Below are 18951 nucleotides of genomic sequence, written 5' to 3' on the forward strand. Positions count from 1 at the left end.
CCGTGCCCGAAGGACACATCCTGCACCGGCTCGCCCGGTTGCATCACGAGCGGTACTCGGGTGCGCCGGTGCGGGTGTCCAGCCCTCAGGGGCGGTTCGAGGACGGCGCCGCTGCCGTGGACGGGCGCGTTCTCACCCACGCGGACGCATGGGGGAAGCATCTGTTCCACCACTACGAGGGCGGTCTCGTCGTCCACGTGCATCTCGGCATCTACGGCGAGTTCACCGATCGGGAACTGCCGCTCGGCGAACCGGTGGGGCAGGTCCGGATGCGGATGATCGGACTGCGTCACGGCAGCGACCTGCGTGGTCCGACGGCCTGCGAGGTGCTCACCGGGGGAGAGGTCGACGCGATCGCGTCGCGACTCGGCCCCGACCCGCTCCGTTCCGACACCGATCCGGAGCAGGCCTGGCGCCGGATCTGCAAGTCGCGCACGGCGATCGGATCCCTGCTCATGAATCAGGCCGTGCTCGCCGGGGTGGGCAATGTGTACCGGGCGGAAGTGCTGTTCCGGCACGGAATTCACCCCGAACGACCGGGAAACAAGGTGTCCCGCACCGAATTCGATGCGATCTGGGCGGATCTCGTCGAACTGATGAATGTGGGGGTCGAACGCGGGCGCATGCATGTCGTGCGGCCCGAACACGATCACGGAGCGCCCGCCTACGCGAAGAACAGGCCGAGGACGTATGTCTACCGGCGCGCCGGTGAGCCCTGCCGCGTGTGTGGTACACCCGTGCTGCACTCGGTCATGCAGGCGCGGAACCTGTTCTGGTGCCCCGTGTGCCAGCCGTCCTGAGCCGGAGCCCCCGGGCGCGCGCCCGGGTTCAGAAGTCGAATCCCCCGAAATCGAAGCCGCCGGATTCGTCGGCTCCGAAGCTGTCGCCGCTGTCGGCCTCGTCCCCGCCGTACTCGTCGTTCTCGTGTCGTTCGCCGGAGTCCGTTCCGTCGCCGGCCCCGTTCTCGAACGCCTGGGCGTCGTAGGGGACACCGGCCATCCCGGCGAACAGCGAGGAGAAGAGCAGCATCGAGCCCACACCCCATGCACCCGCGACCAGCGCGGGCTTCCACCAGGGTTCCGAGTACCAGCCCGCGGGGACGGGCCGACCTGCGACGCGGCCACCGGGATAGTAGTTCGGCGTCGCGGAGGACGGCGAGGGGGACGCGGCGATGGTGCGGCCTTCGAAGTCGACGCTGCGCTTCTCGGTCACCTGCCCCGCCGACTGCTGGCCGTCGAGCGTGGGGATCTCGGGTCCGGGGTCCATTCCCATCGCCGTGCGCGCGGCGCGGATGTAGTAGAGACCTTCGAGCGCGGTCTGCTTGGCGAGCCGGGCCTGTACCGGCGTGTTCGCCTGCTCGATCTGGGAACCGGCGGCGGTGAATCGCTCGGATGCATCCGCGAGAGCCTGCCGCGAGGCGTCGTCGGTGCCGCTGAGGTTGTAGATCTGGCCGCCCAGACGCTCGATGGCTTGTCTCGCCTCGGCCTTGGCGTCGTCGAGGGTGTCGGTTCGATGGCGGGTGGTGCTCTTCCGGGAGCGGGAGACGAAGTACACCACCGCGCCGACAGCAGCGATGACGAGCAGAAGTTCCACGGCCGATCCTTTCGGTCGGGGGCGGGTCCTGTATTCCAGCGTACCGATGCGAAGGTCATTCCCCGAGGACCGCGAATATCGCCTCCTGCAGGCACGAGTCGAACGACTCGCGGTCGGCGACAGCGGCCGGATCCACGGTCAGTCCCATGCAGCAGGTGTCGCGATAGGACATCGCGGAGGCCGTGAGCATGGCGCCGGAGGCCGTACCGAAGCCGTAGTACCGCTCGATCTTCGCCCCGCCCACATACAACGGCATGTGGGAGCCCGGAAACGAGGACACCACCACATCCTGCGGACCGAAGGGAACGTCGGCCTCCGGCGGCGCCCCCGTGGGGGACGATGGGAACGACGTGTCGATGCGCCGCATGAGCTCGACGACATCGAGCGCGCCGGGTGCCGTCGCGTCGTCGAGTGCCACGGGAACCACCCCGCCGTCCGGCCCCGGTACCACCACGCGGAGTTCGTCGTGCGTGCGGCCGTGACGACGTCGGTATTCGGCGCAGGCGAGGATCATCGCGGCGGTGAACCCGCTGGGGACGCCGCAGCCGGCGCGCTCACAGGCACGCCGCAGGGCGGGCAGGTCCGCGTCGAGGACATGCAGGCGCGGGATCCGGCGGGCCTGCTCGTCGGCACCGTCACCGGTGCGGCCCGACAGAGCCTTCATCAAGTTCGTGCCGAGCGAGGTGAACATGTGTGCCGCGGTGCGGAACGAGTCGGCGCCGTGCTCGGAGACCGACCGTGCCCACGACAGCATCGAATCGGATCGGCCGGCGCTCAGGGCCGAGCCCGGGTGACCGAGACGGATGACGAGTGCCGACTGTCCGCCGTCCAGGCCGTCCAGCAGGGTCAGTTCCCACCGCGGATGGTCGAACTCGGACGGCTCAGGTGCCGAACGAGCATAGGCGAGTACCTCGTCGAAACCGGCCGGAGCATCCAGCGCCACCCGTTCGAGATGCCAGGGCGGAGCGGAATCGGGGTCCACGGCTCGTCGGGGTGGATCGAGCCCGAAGGGCAGTTCCACCACCCGGTGCCGGAAACCGGGCGACTCGTGGTTGCCGGGTGCGAGCACCGCCTCGACCCGGTCCCAGTCGGGAGTGGCATCGAGAAGGACGGCCGCGACGACGGAGGAACCGTACGCCGGCCGAGCTCGGGCACGGTCGTCCGGGGCGTCCATCACAAGAGGGACGCTCTCACATCGTGAATGCCGCACACCGGCGCTTTGCCCCCGTTTTGCAGTTTCGAGTCGCAAAGGTGACACGTAGTGACCGGATCCGGGGCCGTCCCAGGTGCAGGCTCTCATCTATGCGACCGACCCTTCCAGCGGCCCACTGCCGCCGCCCCGAGTCCTGCTGCGGCGATCCACGGGGCTCCCGAGACCAGTGGATCGAGCCATTGGTGGCCGAGATCGGCCCGCGTGCTCCGGCGTCGTGACACCCCTCCGTGCCCGCTGATCTCGGCCCGGAGCCCGCTCTCGGTCACCGGATTGTCGGGCCGGCCCTGCAACAGCCCACGCACGCGACTCTCCACGACATCGATGCGGTCGGCGCCGATCAGCAGCAGCCAGTGCGCGGCACGCGCTTCGCTGTACCGCCGGTATGCGTACCGCCGAACCACACCGGACAGCCCCTTCAGCGGCGCGGCGGTGCCGAAGACCGGCGTGACGAAGGCGTGCTCGATCGAGCGCTCCCGGGTCTCGTATCCGGGCTGGCGTTCGGGGAAGTCCCAGTGCGCGCCGGTCAGTTCCGGGGCGAACCGTTCCTTCGGTACGGACGGGCGGTCCCGGGGGTCCAGATCGACCCCCCATCCGGGGATGCGAGCCCGCAACCGGTCGGGGGTCTCACGGGGTTCGGGCTTCTCGGCGGTGTAGACCATGGCGATTCCTCCTCAGCTCCCGTCGGCGACGATGATCGGCTTGATGCATCCGTCGAGCTTCGACGAGAACATGTGGTACGCCTCCGGAACGTGTTCGAGCGGCACACGATGGGTGACGATGTCGTGGGGTTTCAGATAGCCGTTGCGGACGTGCTCGAACAATCGGGGCCACTGGCGCTTGACGGGGCACTGGTTCATCCGCAGGGTCAGTCCCTTGTTCAACGCGTCCCCGAACTTCACCGCACTGAAGATCGGTCCGTAAGCGCCCATCACCGAGACGGTTCCGCCCTTGCGGACACCGTCGATGGCCCAGTTCAAGGCCACCGGCGAACCGCCCTGCATCTTCAGTTTCGCGGACGTGACGTGCTGCAGGAAGTTGCCGTCCGCCTCCGCGCCGACGGCATCGATGGCGACGTCCGCCCCGAGATGATCGGTGATCTTCTTCAACAGCACGACGATGTCGTCGTACTCCGCGAAGTTGTAGGTCTCCGCGTGCGCAAAGCTCCGCGCCTTCTCCAGGCGGTACTCGAGGTGATCGATCACGATGACCCGGCCGGCGCCCATGAACCAGGCGGACTTGGCGGCGTACAGGCCCACCGGACCGGCGCCGAAGACCACCACGGTGTCGCCCTCGACGATGTCGCCCAACTGCGCGCCGAAGTATCCGGTCGCGAGGGCGTCGGTGAGCATGAGGGCGTCCTCGCGATCCATCCAGTCGGGGATGAGCGTGGGGCCGACATCGGCGAACGGCACCCTCACGAACTCCGCCTGACCCCCGTCGTACCCGCCGCAGGTGTGCGAGTACCCGTAGATGCCGCCGACCGCGGTCGCATTCGGATTGACGTTGTGGCAATTCGAGTACAGGCCACGTGCGCAGAAGAAACAGGAGCCGCAGTAGACGTTGAAGGGGACCATCACGCGGTCGCCGGGCTTCAGGTTCTGCACCGAAGGCCCCACCTCGTGGACGACGCCGACGAACTCGTGGCCGAACGTCGTGCCGACCCGCGTGTCGGGCATCATTCCGTGGTAGAGATGCAGATCGGACCCACAGATCGCGGCCAGTTCGACCCGCACGATCGCATCGTTGGGATGTTCGATCCGGGGAATGTCCTTCTCTTCGACGCGCACCCGATACGGGCCGCGATAGACCATCGCGCGCATGCATGCTCCCTCGTCGTGGGCTCGTGTGGTCGCGGATACCCGGAGCGGAAGCAGGCAAACGACGGCCTCAGGGGACCGGCCGGGACCGTCACGCGTTCGTGGACCGGGACGGATGGGCGTCCGGCGCCTGACGCGTGCCGCCGGAGAGCGTGTGGGTCCACGGTTCCGCGACGAATTGCCGCGTCAGCGCGTCGACGACGTCGGCGGTGTCGTGGCGCCGTTCGAAGGCGCGCCGCTGCAGTACCGCTCCGGTGCCGCGGTCGAAGACCTTCGCCGACATCTTCAGCGTGCGCCGATAGTCGCCCGTGTCCTCGAGTTGCGGCCGTATGTACCGGAGCAGGCCGCGGAAGGCGTGCCGTGCGGTCGTGGTCCGCCCCGTGAACACGTCGATCGCGCGGCCGGTCGCTCCTTCCCGCGCCGCGCACAGATAGGCGGCGCGAAGTACCTCGTCGGTGACCGGGGGAGCGGGCACACCGGCCCGGACCTGCCGTTCGCAGGTCGCGACGAGTGCCCGGACGATGGTCGCCAGGAGGATCGTCTCGTCGGCGGAGGCGGGCACATCGCTCACCCGCACCTCCACTGTCGGCAGGTGGGCGGAGGGGCGCACGTCCCAATAGACCATGCCCACATCGAGGATGTTGCCGCTGTCGATCATCATCGCGACGACGGTGTCGTAGTGCGCCGCCGACGTGAATCGCGGCGGAGGGCCGGAGCACGGCCACCGGCCGGCGATGATCGACCGCCAGCTCGCGTATCCGGTGTCGTGGCCGCGGTGGAGGGGTGAGTTGGCCGTCGACGCCAGCAGGATCGGCAACCACAGCCGGACGTGGTTGCACACCTGGATCGCGATCTCAGGATCTGCCACGCCGACGTGGACGTGACAGCCGCAGACCTCCTGCTCGGCGACCAGTCGTCCGTACCGGTCGGCCATCGTGCGGTAGCGGGCCAGGTCGGTGACGGCCGCGAGCCGCTGGACCGTCGGGGATGCCCCGGATGCGAGTACACCCATCCGGTGTTGCAGGGCCACGGCCGCGGCGGCGGCCCGGCCCGCGAGGATATGGGCCCGGAGGTCCGTCGCCGTACGGCAGACCGGTGTATCGACTTCGATCTGGATGCGCTTGAGTTCGTAGTCGATGCGGGCTCCGAGCTGCCGTGCCGACGTCACGACCAGGTCGTTGCTCTCGGTGAGTCGATCCGCAGTGGGGGCGACGAGGAAGAACTCCTCCTCGACTCCCACGGTCGGGCCGGAATCCTCGGACGTGATGTTCGCGGTCCGGGAGTTCGTGACCGGCGCGGGTACGAACGAAGCCGGTATCGGGCGCCGAGTCATCGTCGCCTCCCTGCTCGTGAGGCGCTTCGGTACGGGCGGGCGCCGTCGGGTGACGCAGCGCCTTCTCGACCGACCTGTCCTGTGCGACGCGGACGACGATCCTGGCGGATCGCGTCCGGGCCGCACGGAACAGATTATCGCCCTTCGCGATCGAAGATGCCCCGGACGAGCGGGCGAGGTCGTCGTCGATCGACCACAGGTGCCGGGTGAAGAGGGCCGGCCGGAGCCGGTATCAGGTTCCGGCCGGCCCGAGGTGGGACGATGCCGACGCTTCGACACCCCCCTGCGGTGTCACGCCGGACGACCCACCGGTCGGGGGTCGCATCGGTCGGGACGCGACGGTACACCGCAGTGGGAGCCCACATGGTCGTCGAATCCGGCGCGTGACACGCCGACCGGCAGGGAACCGGAGGAGCGTGGATCGGGGTGGACGGCAGCCGAGGTCGCACCGAACGACTCGTGGTGGCTGCTTCTCAACCGTGTCCGCATGATGTCACCGGCCGGGGCGGTGTGTCCAGGCGCTCCGGGAATCGATGCCGCTCGTAGCGGCCCCGAAACGACGAACACCCGCCGGTGCAATGCACGCTCGGCGGGTGTACGTTGCGATGCCGACCCCGGTGGGGCCCCGCATCGCGGTGGAGGGGATGACGGGAATCGAACCCGCGTAGCCAGTTTGGAAGACTGGGGCTCTACCATTGAGCTACATCCCCGTTGGGGCTGCGGCGCCGGTGATCAACCGGTGTCGCGGCTTGCGAGGGAGACTGTACCGGACCTCGCTTTGGATTTCATAATCGGGGGGCCGTAGGATTCTGCGGTGGGTCCCCGAGGTTGTCTGCGGGTGCCTTCACGACCGGGATGTGGCGCAGCTTGGTAGCGCATCCGCTTTGGGAGCGGAGGGTCGCAGGTTCGAATCCTGTCATCCCGACCAGATCGAACGGCGTCAGCGCGCTCAGTAGTGAACGAACGACCGACAAGAGAGCACGACAGAAGGAGCACGTCCGTGAAGAGCACCGTCGAGCAGCTGAGCCCGACGCGAGTCCGTATCAATGTTGAGGTGCCCTTCGAGGAGCTCCAGCCTGATTTCGACCGCGCTTTCCAGGCCCTGGCCGGCCAGGTCCGCATCCCGGGTTTCCGTCCCGGTAAGGCTCCCCGCAAGATCCTCGAGGCTCGCATCGGCCGCGGCGCCGTTCTGGATCAGGTGATCAACGAAGCCATCCAGAGCCGCTACACCGAGGCTGTGACCGCGAACGATGTCAAGGTCATCAGCCAGCCCGAGATCGATGTCACCAAACTCGAGGACAACGTCGAACTGGCCTTCACCGCCGAGGTCGACGTCCGCCCCGAGATCACCCTCCCGGACTTCTCCGAGATCTCGGTGACCGTCGATCCGGTCGAGATCACCGACGAGGACATCGCCGAGCAGATGCTGTCGCTGCGTCAGCGCTTCGGCACCCTGACGGGTGTCGAGCGGCCGGTCCAGGACGGCGACTTCGTCTCCATCGACCTGTCCGCGACGGTCGACGGCAACGAGGTTCCCGAAGCCGCCACCGAGGGGCTGTCGCACGAGGTCGGCTCCGGCCAGCTCATCGACGGCCTGGACGAGGCGATCATCGGCCTGTCCGCCGGCGAGTCCAAGGAGTTCACCTCCACGCTGCTCGCCGGTGAGTACGCCGGCAAGGAAGCCGTCGTCACCGTCAAGGTCAACACCGTCAAGCAGCGTGAGCTCCCCGAGGCCGACGACGAGTTCGCTCAGCTCGCGAGCGAGTTCGACACGATCGGTGAGCTCGAAGCAGACCTTCGTGAGCGGGTCGAGCGCGTCAAGCAGGTCGAGCAGGCCGGACAGATCCGCGACAAGGTGCTCGAGGCGCTTCTCGAGACCGTCGAGATCCCGGTTCCCGAGGCGGCCGTCCAGGCCGAGGTCGACAGTGCTCTGCACGACGCCGTCCACGAACTCGATCACGACGAGAGCAAGCTGAACGAGCTTCTCGAGGCGCAGGGTTCGAGCCGTGAGGAGTTCGACAAGGAGGCGCGCGAGTCCGCCGAGCGGTCGGTCAAGACCCAGCTTCTCCTCGACGCGATCGCCGAGGCGGAGGGCACCACGGTCGAGCAGCAGGAGCTGAGCGAGCGCATCTTCTTCCAGGCGCAGCGCTACGGCATCCCGCCGGAGCAGTTCATCCAGCAGATCAGCCAGGCCAACCAGCTCGGCGCCGTCTTCGCCGACGTGCGTCGCGGTAAGGCCCTGGGCGCCGTGGTCGACCGGGCGACCGTCACCGACACCACCGGCGCGACGGTCGACACCAGCGAGCTGTTCGGCACCAAGAAGGACGACGACGCCGCGGAGGAGAACTCCGAGGACGCGTCCTCCGAGTAGTCGGAAGACCCTGCGGATCTTCGAAGGTGAGCACATTCGAATTTCCGCTTTGAGCGAAGAGGGGCGGCACCGGGCATCCGGTGCCGCCCCCTTTGGTTAGTGTCAGTGTCAGCAATCCACGATCGACGAGAAGGCAGGTACCCGTGACTCCTCAGAATCCGGCGACATCCATCGGACCGACGATGACCTCGGCCACCGCTGGGCTGAACCTCAGCGACTCGGTGTACGAACGCCTGCTCCGTGAGCGCATCATCTTCCTGGGCACCCAGGTCGACGACGACATCGCGAACAAGCTGTGCGCGCAGATCCTTCTGCTGTCGGCCGAGGACCCCACCCGCGACATCTCGCTGTACATCAACTCGCCGGGCGGTTCGGTCACCGCCGGCATGGCGATCTACGACACGATGCAGTTCGTCGAATGCGATGTCGCGACCTTCGCGATGGGTCTGGCCGCGTCGATGGGCCAGTTCCTGCTGTCGGCCGGCACTCGGGGCAAGCGCTACGCCCTCCCGCACGCGCGGATCATGATGCACCAGCCGTCCGCGGGCATCGGTGGTACGGCGAGCGACATCGCGATCATGGCGGAGCAGTTCGCGCACACCAAGCGTGAGATGGCCGAGCTCATCGCCGAGCACACGGGCCAGACGGTGGAGCAGATCACCAAGGACTCCGACCGCGACCGTTGGTTCACGGCGCAGCAGGCGCTCGAATACGGCTTCGTCGACCACGTCGTGTCCCGGGCGCAGCAGGCCGGCGGCACCGGCAACTAGGTCCCGGCCGATCCGCCCCTACACCACCGAATTCTTGGAGAAGCGATGACCAACATGTTCGATCCGCGCCAGCTCGGCGGCGCCGCCCCCGCCTCGCCCGCGAGCCGCTACATCCTTCCGTCGTTCATCGAGCACTCGAGCTACGGCGTGAAGGAATCCAATCCCTACAACAAGCTGTTCGAGGAGCGCATCATCTTCCTCGGCGTCCAGGTGGACGACGCGTCCGCCAACGACGTGATGGCACAGCTGCTCGTGCTCGAATCGCTCGATCCCGACCGCGACATCACGATGTACATCAACTCGCCGGGCGGTTCGTTCACCTCTCTCATGGCGATCTACGACACCATGCAGTACGTGCGCGCCGACATCACGACGGTGTGCCTCGGCCAGGCGGCGTCCGCTGCGGCCGTGCTGCTGGCTGCCGGCACCCCCGGAAAGCGTCTCGCGCTGCCGAACGCGCGTGTGCTGATCCATCAGCCCGCTACCGGCGGCATTCAGGGGCAGGTCTCCGACCTCGAGATCCAGGCGGCGGAGATCGAGCGTATGCGGAGCCTCATGGAGACGACGCTCGCGAAGCACACCGGCAAGGATCCGGAGCAGATCCGCAAGGACACCGATCGCGACAAGATCCTCACGGCGGAACAGGCCGTCGAGTACGGCTTGATCGACCGGGTTCTCGAGTACCGGAAGCTCTCGGCGCAGAAATAGGTCGGCACCGGCGGTCCCGGGAGGGCGCACTGCTCCCCGGGACCGCCGCCTTCGGGACTGTGATCGCCGGCACATGCCGTGCTGTACAAATATGACCCGAAACGCGCTGAACCAGTCGACCTGTGCGCCGGGATCCGGGTACGGTCGATCAAAGGGCCCGCTCCCCGGGACCGCCTCGTGCGGTGGTCGCGGGATCGGTTGCACGCACACGAGGAAGTAGGGACCTGACTGATGGCACGTATCGGTGACGGCGGAGATCTGCTCAAGTGCTCCTTCTGCGGAAAGAGTCAGAAGCAGGTCAAGAAGCTCATTGCGGGCCCCGGTGTCTACATCTGCGACGAGTGCATCGATCTCTGCAACGAGATCATCGAAGAGGAACTCGCCGAGACCAGCGAGGTCAAGCTCGACGAACTGCCCAAGCCCGCCGAGATCCGGGACTTCCTCGACAACTACGTGATCGGCCAGGACGCCGCCAAGCGCACGCTGGCGGTAGCGGTCTACAACCACTACAAGCGAATCCAGGCCGGCGACAAGGCCCGCGACTCGCGTGGTGAAACGGTCGAGCTCGCCAAGTCCAACATCCTGTTGCTCGGGCCCACCGGCTGCGGGAAGACCTACCTCGCGCAGACGCTCGCGAAGATGCTCAACGTGCCCTTCGCGATCGCCGACGCCACTGCGCTGACCGAAGCGGGTTACGTCGGTGAGGACGTCGAGAACATTCTCCTCAAGCTCATCCAGGCCGCCGACTACGACGTCAAGCGTGCCGAGACGGGCATCATCTACATCGACGAGGTCGACAAGATCGCCCGCAAGAGCGAGAACCCGTCGATCACCCGCGACGTCTCGGGTGAAGGCGTGCAGCAGGCGCTGCTGAAGATCCTCGAAGGCACCCAGGCCTCGGTTCCTCCGCAGGGCGGTCGCAAGCACCCCCACCAGGAGTTCATCCAGATCGACACGACGAACGTGCTGTTCATCGTCGCCGGTGCGTTCGCGGGACTCGAGAAGATCGTGTCCGACCGGGTCGGTAAGCGCGGCATCGGATTCGGCGCGGAGGTGCGTTCGAAGGCCGAGATCGACACCACCGACCATTTCGCCGACGTCATGCCCGAGGACCTGATCAAGTTCGGTCTGATCCCCGAATTCATCGGTCGCCTGCCGATTCTCGCGTCGGTGACCAACCTCGACAAGGATTCGCTGGTGCAGATCCTGTCCGAGCCGAAGAACGCGCTCGTCAAGCAGTACGTGCGGTTGTTCGACATGGACGGTGTCGAGCTCGAGTTCACGCAGGACGGTCTGGAAGCCGTTGCCGACCAGGCGATTCTCCGTGGCACCGGCGCTCGTGGGTTGCGGGCGATCATGGAGGAAGTGCTGCTGCCGGTGATGTACGACATCCCGAGCCGCGACGATGTCGCCAAGGTCGTCGTGACGGCCGAGACCGTGAACGACAACGTTCTCCCGACCATCGTGCCGCGCAAGCCCGATCGGGAGCGTCGCGACAAGAGCGCCTGACCCGAAGGCGGAGATACATCCGGACGCCCCGGTGCGAGACGCACCGGGGCGTCCGTCGTTCCGGCACCGGGTGTGATCCATTCCGATCTCACTCAGCGGGAGTGGTGCAGGTCACGTGATGTGATAGATGGCACCTTGGCCGCACCTCATGCCACTGTGTCGGAAGGAATCTCGATGTCGCTGAACCTCGCAGACCTGTTCGAAGCGATCGTCGACGCCGTGCCCGAGCGTACGGCGATCGTGTGCGGGGACGAGCGGCTCACCTACCGCGAACTCGATGCCGGTTCGAATCGTCTCGCCCATCATCTGGCCGCTGCGGGTGTGCGGGCGGGGGATCACGTCGGGCTGTACATGCGCAACAGCACGGAGTACGTCGAGTCGCTGCTCGCGTGCCTGAAGATCCGTGCGGTTCCGATCAACATCAACTTCCGGTACGTCGATGCGGAACTTGCCTACCTGTTCGCCAATGCGGAACTCGTCGCCGTGATCGCCGACGGAGAGTTCGCCGGCGCCACCACCGCGGTGTTGCCACGGACGCCGACGGTGCGACACGTCGTCACCGTCGGTCCGGCCGCCGAGGCGGAATGGGGAGAGGTGAGCGTCGTCGACTTCCACAAGGCGACGTCCGGCGAATCCACCGAACGTGACTTTCCTGCCCGCAGCGACGACGACCTGTTCATCATCTACACCGGGGGCACGACAGGCCTTCCGAAGGGGGTGATGTGGCGGCACGGAGACTTCTTCCACGCGGCATTGTCGGGCGGCAATCCGTACGGCGAGCCCCATGCCGACGCCGCCGCGGTGGCGACGGCCGTCCCGCACATCCCGGAGATGACGTGGATGCTCACCGCGCCGCTCATCCACGGTGCTGCCATGTACAGCATGTTCAGTGCCTTCTGTCTCGGGACGGCGCAGGTGCTGGTGCGCGGATTCGATCCGCTCGAGGTGCTGGCCGTCATCGAGCGCGAGCGGGTGATGACGATGACCGTCGTCGGCGACGCGATGGCGCGTCCGCTGGCCGACGCGATCGCCGAGCACGGCAGCGACTACGACCTGAGCTCCCTGTTCGTGGTGGGTTCCGGTGGGGCGTTGTTCTCCCGCACCGTACGCGAGCAGTTGTCCGCCCTGCTCCCGAATGTGATGGTGCGCGACGGTTTCGGTTCGTCGGAGTCGGGTGTGGACGGTGATCTGGCGATCGGTGAGGACGGCTCGATGCGTATCGCTCCGAAGCCCACCGTGCGAGTCGTCGACGAGCGTTTGCGTCCGATCGAACCGGGCTCGGGCGAGATCGGCTACATCGCCCGCGCCGGCCACGTACCGCTCGGCTATTGGGGCGACCCGGAGAAGACCGCGGCCACGTTCCCGGTCGTCGACGGTGTGCGCATGTCGGTTCTCGGGGACATGGCGCGCGTCGAGGAGGACGGCACGATAGTCCTGCTGGGTCGCGGATCGGTCTGCATCAACACCGGAGGGGAGAAGGTCTTCCCCGAGGAGGTGGAGATGGCGATGAAGAGTCATCCCGCCGTGATGGATGTGCTCGTAGCCGGCGTCGAGGACGAGCGATACGGCCAGCGCGTCGGTGCGGTGGTCCAGCCGCGCGAGGGGCACGAACTTCCCGGCGTCGACGAACTCGCCGATCACGTCGCCGGTCTCATCGCCCGGTACAAGGTTCCGCGGATGGTGGTCGGCGTGGACCGCATCGTGCGTTCCCCTGCGGGCAAGGCCGACTACCGATGGGCGAAGGCGACACTCGAGTCCGCCCGTTAGTGCGAGCCGGCGTCCGCACTGCGCGTGGTCCCGATCGGTGAACACAGTGCTGTACCGGTGCCTGCAGTCCGATGGGTGGAGCCCGCCTCCGGCCCGCTCGGCCGGCCCTTCCTCGTCATGGAACGCGCAGAAGGCGCGGTGCCGGTAGACAATCCGCCCTACGTCTTCGGTGGATGGCTCTACGAGACGAACGACGACGAGCGCGCGGCGCTGGGCAGGGCCAGCGTCCGGGTTCTGGCCGAGATCCATGCGATCGAGAACCCGGCCTCGCGGATCCTGTCGCTCGCCGGGAGCGTGCTGTCGGGGCTGCGCGGTCATTTCGAGAACGAACGCGCCTACTACGAATGGACGCGCCGCGACGACGGTCTTCGTATCCCTCTGCTGGAGAAGGCGTTCGAATGGCTCGAAGCCCACTGGCCCACCGAACCGTCCCCCGATGTGCTGTGCTGGGGCGACGCCCGGATCGGGAACATCATGTACGACGGCACGACGCCGGTCGCGGTGCTCGACTGGGAGTCGGCCGCGCTCGCGCCGCGAGAGGTCGATCTCGGCTGGTTCATCTGTTCCACCGCATGTTCCAGGAGATCGCCGAACAGTTCTCGTTTCCCGGCCTGCCCGAATTCCTCCGGTGCTCGGAGGTGGTGGCGGAATACGAGAGGATCACAGGCGTCGAGGTGCGTGACCTGAACTTCTATCTCGTGTATGCCGCGCTGCGGCACGGCATCGTCATGTCGCAGGTCGAACGTCGGCGTATCCACTTCGGTGAGGTAGACGCCCACGACGATCCGGACGCCTACGTACTCCATCGCGACATGCTCGAACGTGTGCTCGACGAATCCTACGACTGGGAGAAGTAACCCGATGAAACCCGCTCTGCTCGACGAATATCCGGTACATAAGTCGCCGCTCTCGATGGGCCGGGTGGCGTCCACGGACCGCAATTTCTACGACCGCAACTATTTCAACGCACACGATCGCACAGGCGGGATCTTTCTCATCACCGGTTTCGGGATCTACCCGAACCTGAGCGTCGTCGATGCCTTCGTCACGGTACGGAACGGTGATCGCCAAGTGGCGGTGCGTTTCTCCGATGCGCTCGGCGAGCGGTCCACGGAGAGCGCCGTCGGGGGATACCGTCTCGAGGTCGTCGAACCCCTGCAGAAGATCCGCGTGATCTGTGAACACGACGAGCTGTCCTGCGATCTCACCTGGGAGGGATCGTTCCCGGCCGTGCTCGAGGAGGCGCACGTGCTGATGTCGGGTCCACGGCCGATCCTCGACGCGTCACGCTTCGCGCAGGTGGGTAGCTGGTCGGGCAACCTGACCGTCCAGGGCGAGGACTTCACCGTCGACCCGGACGTCTGGATGGGAACGCGCGACCGTTCGTGGGGCATCAGGCCGGTGGGGGAGCCGGAGCCGCAAGGACGCTGGACCTACGAGAACCGGGGTGGGCACTACTGGACGTATGTGCCACTGAGATTCGACGATTTCGCCCTTGCCGTGATCGTCCAGGAAACGTCCGACGGATACCGCACCCTGAACCACGCGACGCGCGTGTTCGCCGACGGCCGTGTCGAACAGCTCGGCTGGCCTCGTCTGGAGGTGAACTACCGCAGCGGAACTCGGCACCCCGAAACCGCGCGCATCCATCTCACCACGCCGACGGGAGAACCGCTCGTCGTGGATATCGAGAACCTCGGTTTCATGTCCCTGAGCCACGGCGTCGGATACGGTGGCGATCCCGAATGGACCCACGGGGAATGGCGTGGGGAGAATTGGTCGTCCTCGTCGGTGGTGGACACCACCAGCGACGAGTTCCGCGGCCGGTTGCCGTACCCGACGATCGATCACATCGCGAAGGCGACCGTCGACGGCCGGGTCGGATGGGGGATGTTCGAGCACGCGGCCATGGGGCGTCACGATCCTTCCGGCTTCGTCGGCTGGACGGACATGGCACCGTAGGTGCAGGTGACGAGAACGCCTCCGGCCCCGGACGACGATGTCCGGGGCCGGAGGCGTACACGCGATCCGGGTCGACGGGCCGCGGTCAGCGCAATTTGACCGTCCCACCGTCGACCATCAGGGTCTGGCCGGTGATGTAGGAGGCGTCCTTGCTGGCGAGAAACACCGCCACACGACCGATATCGGCCTGCGGGTCGCCGAAGCGGTGCATCGGGGTCTTCGCCAGCAGCGCCTCCTCGATTCCGGGATTCGCCTCGATGTACGCCTGGACGCCCTCGGTCAACGCCAGGGGGGAGATGATGTTGACGTTGATGTTCTCCGGAGCCCACTCGTTCGCGGCCACCCGGCTGATCGCGCGGATCGCTTCCTTCGCCGCGGCGTACGAGGCCTGCGTCGGACTACCGTCGATCCCGGCCCCGGATGCGAAGTTGATCACCGACCCCTGGTTCTCGGCGAGCTGGGCGTGTGCCGCCTTCATCAAGCGGAAGGTCGGATAGAAACCTGTCCCGAACGACAGGTCGAGCATCTCCTGGGTGGTCTCCAGCAGCGGTGCCTGTCTGGACGCATGCGCGTTGTTGACGAGGATGTCGAGCTTTCCGAACTGTTCGACCGCGGCCGCGACGATCGTCTCGGCGCTCGATTCGTCGGAGATGTCCACCCGGAGGAACTTTCCTGCTCCGCCGAGCTCGGCCTCGAGCGCCTCACCCGCAGCCGGGTCGATATCGACGAACAGGACCTGGGCACCTTCCTCCACGAATGCTCTGACGATGCCGCGGCCGATGCCTCCGGCGCCGCCGGTGACGATGGCCACCTTCCCTGCGAGTCTCATATCGGGCTCCCTTCGTGGATCGCGGTGTCGTGCGATCAATCGACGGCCAGGGCGACCTTTTCGAGTTCTGCGATGCTGTATGCAGCGTACGTCTCGTACGGGCCCCGGCCGGTGAAGTACGGCGAGAGCTGCTGGTCGAGCTCCTCCACCGTGAACGCGGAGCCTGCGGCATCGAAGCGGTTCTCGACCTTCGGTGCGGCCATGAGCGCGACCATCTTGCCGTACACCACGAACACCTGCCCGGTGATCTCTGCCGAGGCGGGGGAGGCGAGATAGCTGACCAGCGTGCCGACGCGTTCGGGAGCGAGCGGGTCGAGCCCGGTCGTCGCGTCGGCCTCGCCGAACGCCTCCGCGGTCATCGCGGTGCGGGCCCGGGGGCAGATCGCATTGGCGGTGACGCCGTAGCGGGCCAGGCCCTGCGCCGTGGACAGTGTCAGCGCGGTGATCCCGGCCTTCGCGGCCGAATAGTTCGGCTGTCCGGCGGAACCGAAGAGGAAGGCCTCCGACGACGTGTTGACGATGCGGCCGTAGACCGGGCCTCCGGCGGCCTTGCTCGCCTGGCGCCAGTGCACCGCTGCGGCGTGCGAGGTGGCCGCGTGCCCCTTGAGGTGAACGCGGATCACGTCGTCCCAGTCGGATTCGGTCAGGTTGAAGATCATCTTGTCGCGGATGATGCCCGCGTTGTTGACGAGGATGTCGAAGGAACCGAATGCCTCGAGGGACGCCTCGACGAGGCGGCCTCCGAGAGACCAGTCGGATACGTCTCCGGTGACGGCGATCGCCTGCCCTCCGGCCGCGACGATCTCCTCCGCGACCCGATGTGCCGCCTCGCCCATGTCGTTGACGACGACTGCCGCGCCGGCCTCCGCGAGCGAGAGGGCCTCGGCGCGGCCCAGACCGGCACCCGCACCGGTCACGACGGCAGCACGCCCGGTCAGACTCAGGGATTCACCCATGGAAGGTCTCCTGTTCGGTTGCCCACGGTTCGTCACCGCACCGCGGCGGAATTAGTATTCATTCTAGTCTGGGCCGCTGTGCGATCCGGTCGGCGGAGAGATCCCGCTGGGCGGGATCGGACGGGCTACTGCACGCACCGCCTGGAACGTTCGTCGCCGACGGCGGCCGAGGTGCCGAACGGCCACGAAGGGGAGGACGAGAACATGCCGAGACTTGCGGAGGCGCGGGACGCGGCGGAGCCGAGTTCGGCGGAGCAGCACGCGCGCTACGAGAGGATCGTCGGCGCGGCAGCGCAACTCGGTTCGGAGAAGGAGCTCGAGCGGGTCCAGATGCACGAGGTCGCCAAACTTGCCGGCGTCGCCATCGGCACTCTCTACCGCTATTTCCCGTCCAAGACCCACCTGTTCGTCGCGGTGATGGTCGACCAGATCGATCGAATGGGCCTCCATCTCTCGAAGCGCTCGCAGCAGGCCGCCTCGCCCGCCGATGCCGTCTACGAGGCCTTGCTGCAGGCCACCCGCGCTCTCGTGCGCACGCCGTTGCTGGCGAACGCGATGATCCAGTCCGCCGCGTCCTCGAACGCCGCGACCATTCCCGACGTGGCGAAGATCGATCAGCACTTCGACCGGTTGCTCCTCGCCGCAGCGGGGGTCACGGAACCGACGGTTCGTGACGCGACGGTGGTGCGATTGGTGGTGGCGCTGTGGTTCGGTCTCGTCCAATCCGCACTCAACAGCCGGACGTCGATCCCGGAGATCGAATCCGATCTGCGTGTCGCCTGCGACCTGCTGCTCGTCGATCTGTCCGCCGGTTCGCGCTGATCCGGAAACCTCCTGTGTGACGCACCCGCCGGTGCGCCGTCCGCAAGGCCGGTCCCGCTCGGTGGGACGGCACGGGAAACCGCCGCGGGTCTCAATAGAATAAATTTCAATATCGCCGGAGAGCTGGGAGTGGGCATGAGCAACGTCGTCATCGTGGAGGCTGCACGGACACCGATCGGCCGCCGCCGCGGCCAGCTGGCCGGGGTACACCCCGCGGTGTTGCTGGGCGCCGCTCAGAAGGCCGTTCTCGACCGCACCGGGCTGCCCGCCGACCGCGTCGGCCAGCTCGTCGGGGGCGCCGTCACCCAGGCCGGGGAGCAGTCCAACAACGTGACGCGGCAGGCCTGGCTCCACGCGGGTCTTCCGTACACGACCGCGGCGACCACCATCGACTGTGCGTGCAGCTCGTCGCAGCAGGCCGTCCACATGGTGGCCGGTTTGATCGCCTCCGGCCAGATCGACGCCGGCATCGGCTGTGGTGTCGAGGTCATGAGCCGCGTCTTCCTCGGTCAGGCCAACGCGCCGGGTACCGGCAATCCCTACCCGGACGACTGGACGATCGATATGGGGGACCAGTTCACCTCCGCCGAGCGCATCGCCGCCAAGCGCGGAATCAAGCGCGATGACGTCGACGCCTTCGGGCTCGAGTCGCAGAAGCGCGCCGCGGCCGCATGGGCCGAGGGCCGCTTCGATCGCGAGATCGTGCCTGTCCAGGCGCCCGTGGTGACCAAGGAAGGCGAGCCGACCGGTGAGACGGCCACCGTCACCCGCGACGGGGGTCTGCGGGAGACCACCGCGGAGGGCCTCGCCGGTCTTCGACCGGTGCTCGAGGACGGAATCCACACCGCCGGCAACTCCTCGCAGGTCAGCGACGGTGCGGCCGCGGTGTTGCTGATGAGCGAGGACGCGGCGCGTAAGGAAGGTCTGCGGCCCCGGGCCCGGATCCTTGCGTCCACCCTGATCGGCTCCGACCCGTACTACCACCTCGACGGCCCGATCGACGCGACCCGCGCGGTGCTCGACCGTACCGGAATGTCGTTGTCGGACATCGACATCGTCGAGATCAACGAGGCCTTCGCATCCGTCGTGCTGTCCTGGGCCCAGGTCCACGGAGCCGACATGAGCAAGGTCAACGTCAACGGTGGGGCCATCGCGCTCGGCCACCCGGTCGGTTCCACCGGATCGCGGCTGATCACCAGTGCCCTGCACGAACTCGAGCGCTCGAACCGTTCGACGGCTCTGGTCACCATGTGCGCGGGTGGCGCGATGGCCACCGCCACCATCATCGAGCGCATCTGACG

General features: G+C 67.1%; 18 protein-coding genes and 2 tRNA genes. 12 read left to right on the plus strand and 8 right to left on the minus strand.

Translation table 11 applies throughout. The annotated features are described in order from the left end of the window. The first annotated feature begins 2 nt into the window (after positions 1-2). On the plus strand, positions 3-800 hold the full coding sequence (locus MOM01_RS04085; RefSeq protein WP_241384132.1) for an Fpg/Nei family DNA glycosylase: 798 nt from the start codon (positions 3-5) through the stop codon (positions 798-800). Between the two features lie 28 nt (positions 801-828). Here the strand turns inward: MOM01_RS04085 and MOM01_RS04090 are convergent, their stop codons facing one another. The 6 genes from MOM01_RS04090 to MOM01_RS04115 all read right to left on the minus strand — a co-directional run bounded on the left by MOM01_RS04090 (position 829) and on the right by MOM01_RS04115 (position 6666). Further along, positions 829-1593 (minus strand): DUF1542 domain-containing protein, encoded by a 765-nt coding sequence (locus tag MOM01_RS04090; protein WP_241384133.1) that lies wholly within the window; start codon positions 1591-1593, stop codon positions 829-831. Positions 1594-1648: 55 nt separating this feature from the next. After that, on the minus strand, positions 1649-2767 hold the full coding sequence (locus MOM01_RS04095; RefSeq protein ID WP_241384619.1) for a wax ester/triacylglycerol synthase domain-containing protein: 1119 nt from the start codon (positions 2765-2767) through the stop codon (positions 1649-1651). A 122-nt stretch (positions 2768-2889) separates the two neighbouring features. Beyond that, positions 2890-3465 (minus strand): hypothetical protein, encoded by a 576-nt coding sequence (locus MOM01_RS04100; RefSeq protein WP_241384134.1) that lies wholly within the window; start codon positions 3463-3465, stop codon positions 2890-2892. Positions 3466-3477: 12 nt separating this feature from the next. After that, on the minus strand, positions 3478-4626 hold the full coding sequence (locus tag MOM01_RS04105; protein ID WP_241384135.1) for a zinc-dependent alcohol dehydrogenase: 1149 nt from the start codon (positions 4624-4626) through the stop codon (positions 3478-3480). 88 nt (positions 4627-4714) lie between these two features. After that, entirely contained in the window at positions 4715-5956 is a 1242-nt protein-coding gene (locus MOM01_RS04110; RefSeq protein WP_241384136.1) for a carboxylate-amine ligase, read from the minus strand. A 636-nt stretch (positions 5957-6592) separates the two neighbouring features. Beyond that, positions 6593-6666: transfer RNA gene (locus MOM01_RS04115), tRNA-Gly, on the minus strand. A gap of 141 nt (positions 6667-6807) precedes the next feature. Here MOM01_RS04115 and MOM01_RS04120 point away from each other — a divergent pair. The 9 genes from MOM01_RS04120 to MOM01_RS04160 all read left to right on the plus strand — a co-directional run bounded on the left by MOM01_RS04120 (position 6808) and on the right by MOM01_RS04160 (position 15043). Next, a tRNA-Pro gene (locus tag MOM01_RS04120) sits at positions 6808-6884 on the plus strand. Between the two features lie 72 nt (positions 6885-6956). Then, complete coding sequence (gene tig / locus MOM01_RS04125) at positions 6957-8327, plus strand: trigger factor (protein ID WP_241384137.1); 1371 nt, start codon at positions 6957-6959, stop codon at positions 8325-8327. A gap of 143 nt (positions 8328-8470) precedes the next feature. Continuing rightward, a complete protein-coding gene (locus tag MOM01_RS04130) occupies positions 8471-9097 on the plus strand; it encodes an ATP-dependent Clp protease proteolytic subunit (RefSeq protein WP_308196961.1) in 627 nt (208 codons plus the stop codon). A gap of 45 nt (positions 9098-9142) precedes the next feature. Then, entirely contained in the window at positions 9143-9805 is a 663-nt protein-coding gene (locus MOM01_RS04135) for an ATP-dependent Clp protease proteolytic subunit (RefSeq protein ID WP_241384139.1), read from the plus strand. 231 nt (positions 9806-10036) lie between these two features. Further along, a complete protein-coding gene (clpX, locus tag MOM01_RS04140; RefSeq protein ID WP_241384140.1) occupies positions 10037-11314 on the plus strand; it encodes an ATP-dependent Clp protease ATP-binding subunit ClpX in 1278 nt (425 codons plus the stop codon). Positions 11315-11488: 174 nt separating this feature from the next. Next, complete coding sequence (locus MOM01_RS04145; RefSeq protein WP_241384141.1) at positions 11489-13081, plus strand: acyl-CoA synthetase; 1593 nt, start codon at positions 11489-11491, stop codon at positions 13079-13081. A gap of 57 nt (positions 13082-13138) precedes the next feature. Continuing rightward, positions 13139-13768 carry a phosphotransferase family protein gene (locus MOM01_RS04150; protein WP_241384142.1) on the plus strand — a complete coding sequence of 210 codons (630 nt, stop codon included), beginning with the start codon at positions 13139-13141 and terminating at the stop codon, positions 13766-13768. After that, a complete protein-coding gene (locus tag MOM01_RS04155) occupies positions 13756-13938 on the plus strand; it encodes a hypothetical protein (RefSeq protein ID WP_241384143.1) in 183 nt (60 codons plus the stop codon). Before MOM01_RS04150 ends, MOM01_RS04155 begins: the two co-directional genes overlap by 13 nt. A gap of 4 nt (positions 13939-13942) precedes the next feature. After that, positions 13943-15043 carry a DUF7064 domain-containing protein gene (locus tag MOM01_RS04160; protein ID WP_241384144.1) on the plus strand — a complete coding sequence of 367 codons (1101 nt, stop codon included), beginning with the start codon at positions 13943-13945 and terminating at the stop codon, positions 15041-15043. 85 nt (positions 15044-15128) lie between these two features. Here the strand turns inward: MOM01_RS04160 and MOM01_RS04165 are convergent, their stop codons facing one another. Together MOM01_RS04165 and MOM01_RS04170 are read right to left on the minus strand one after the other, a co-directional pair. After that, entirely contained in the window at positions 15129-15872 is a 744-nt protein-coding gene (locus tag MOM01_RS04165) for an SDR family NAD(P)-dependent oxidoreductase (RefSeq protein WP_241384145.1), read from the minus strand. Positions 15873-15907: 35 nt separating this feature from the next. Continuing rightward, positions 15908-16828, minus strand: coding sequence for a 3-oxoacyl-ACP reductase (locus MOM01_RS04170; protein ID WP_241384146.1), 921 nt, complete (start codon positions 16826-16828; stop codon positions 15908-15910). 204 nt (positions 16829-17032) lie between these two features. Between MOM01_RS04170 and MOM01_RS04175 the strand changes: the two genes are divergently transcribed. Next, complete coding sequence (locus MOM01_RS04175) at positions 17033-17650, plus strand: TetR family transcriptional regulator (protein WP_241384147.1); 618 nt, start codon at positions 17033-17035, stop codon at positions 17648-17650. A 135-nt stretch (positions 17651-17785) separates the two neighbouring features. After that, positions 17786-18949 carry a steroid 3-ketoacyl-CoA thiolase gene (locus MOM01_RS04180; RefSeq protein ID WP_241384148.1) on the plus strand — a complete coding sequence of 388 codons (1164 nt, stop codon included), beginning with the start codon at positions 17786-17788 and terminating at the stop codon, positions 18947-18949. Positions 18950-18951: the final 2 nt, after the last annotated feature.

Source organism: Rhodococcus sp. CH91 (assembly GCF_022554085.1).
Lineage (GTDB): Bacteria > Actinomycetota > Actinomycetes > Mycobacteriales > Mycobacteriaceae > Rhodococcus.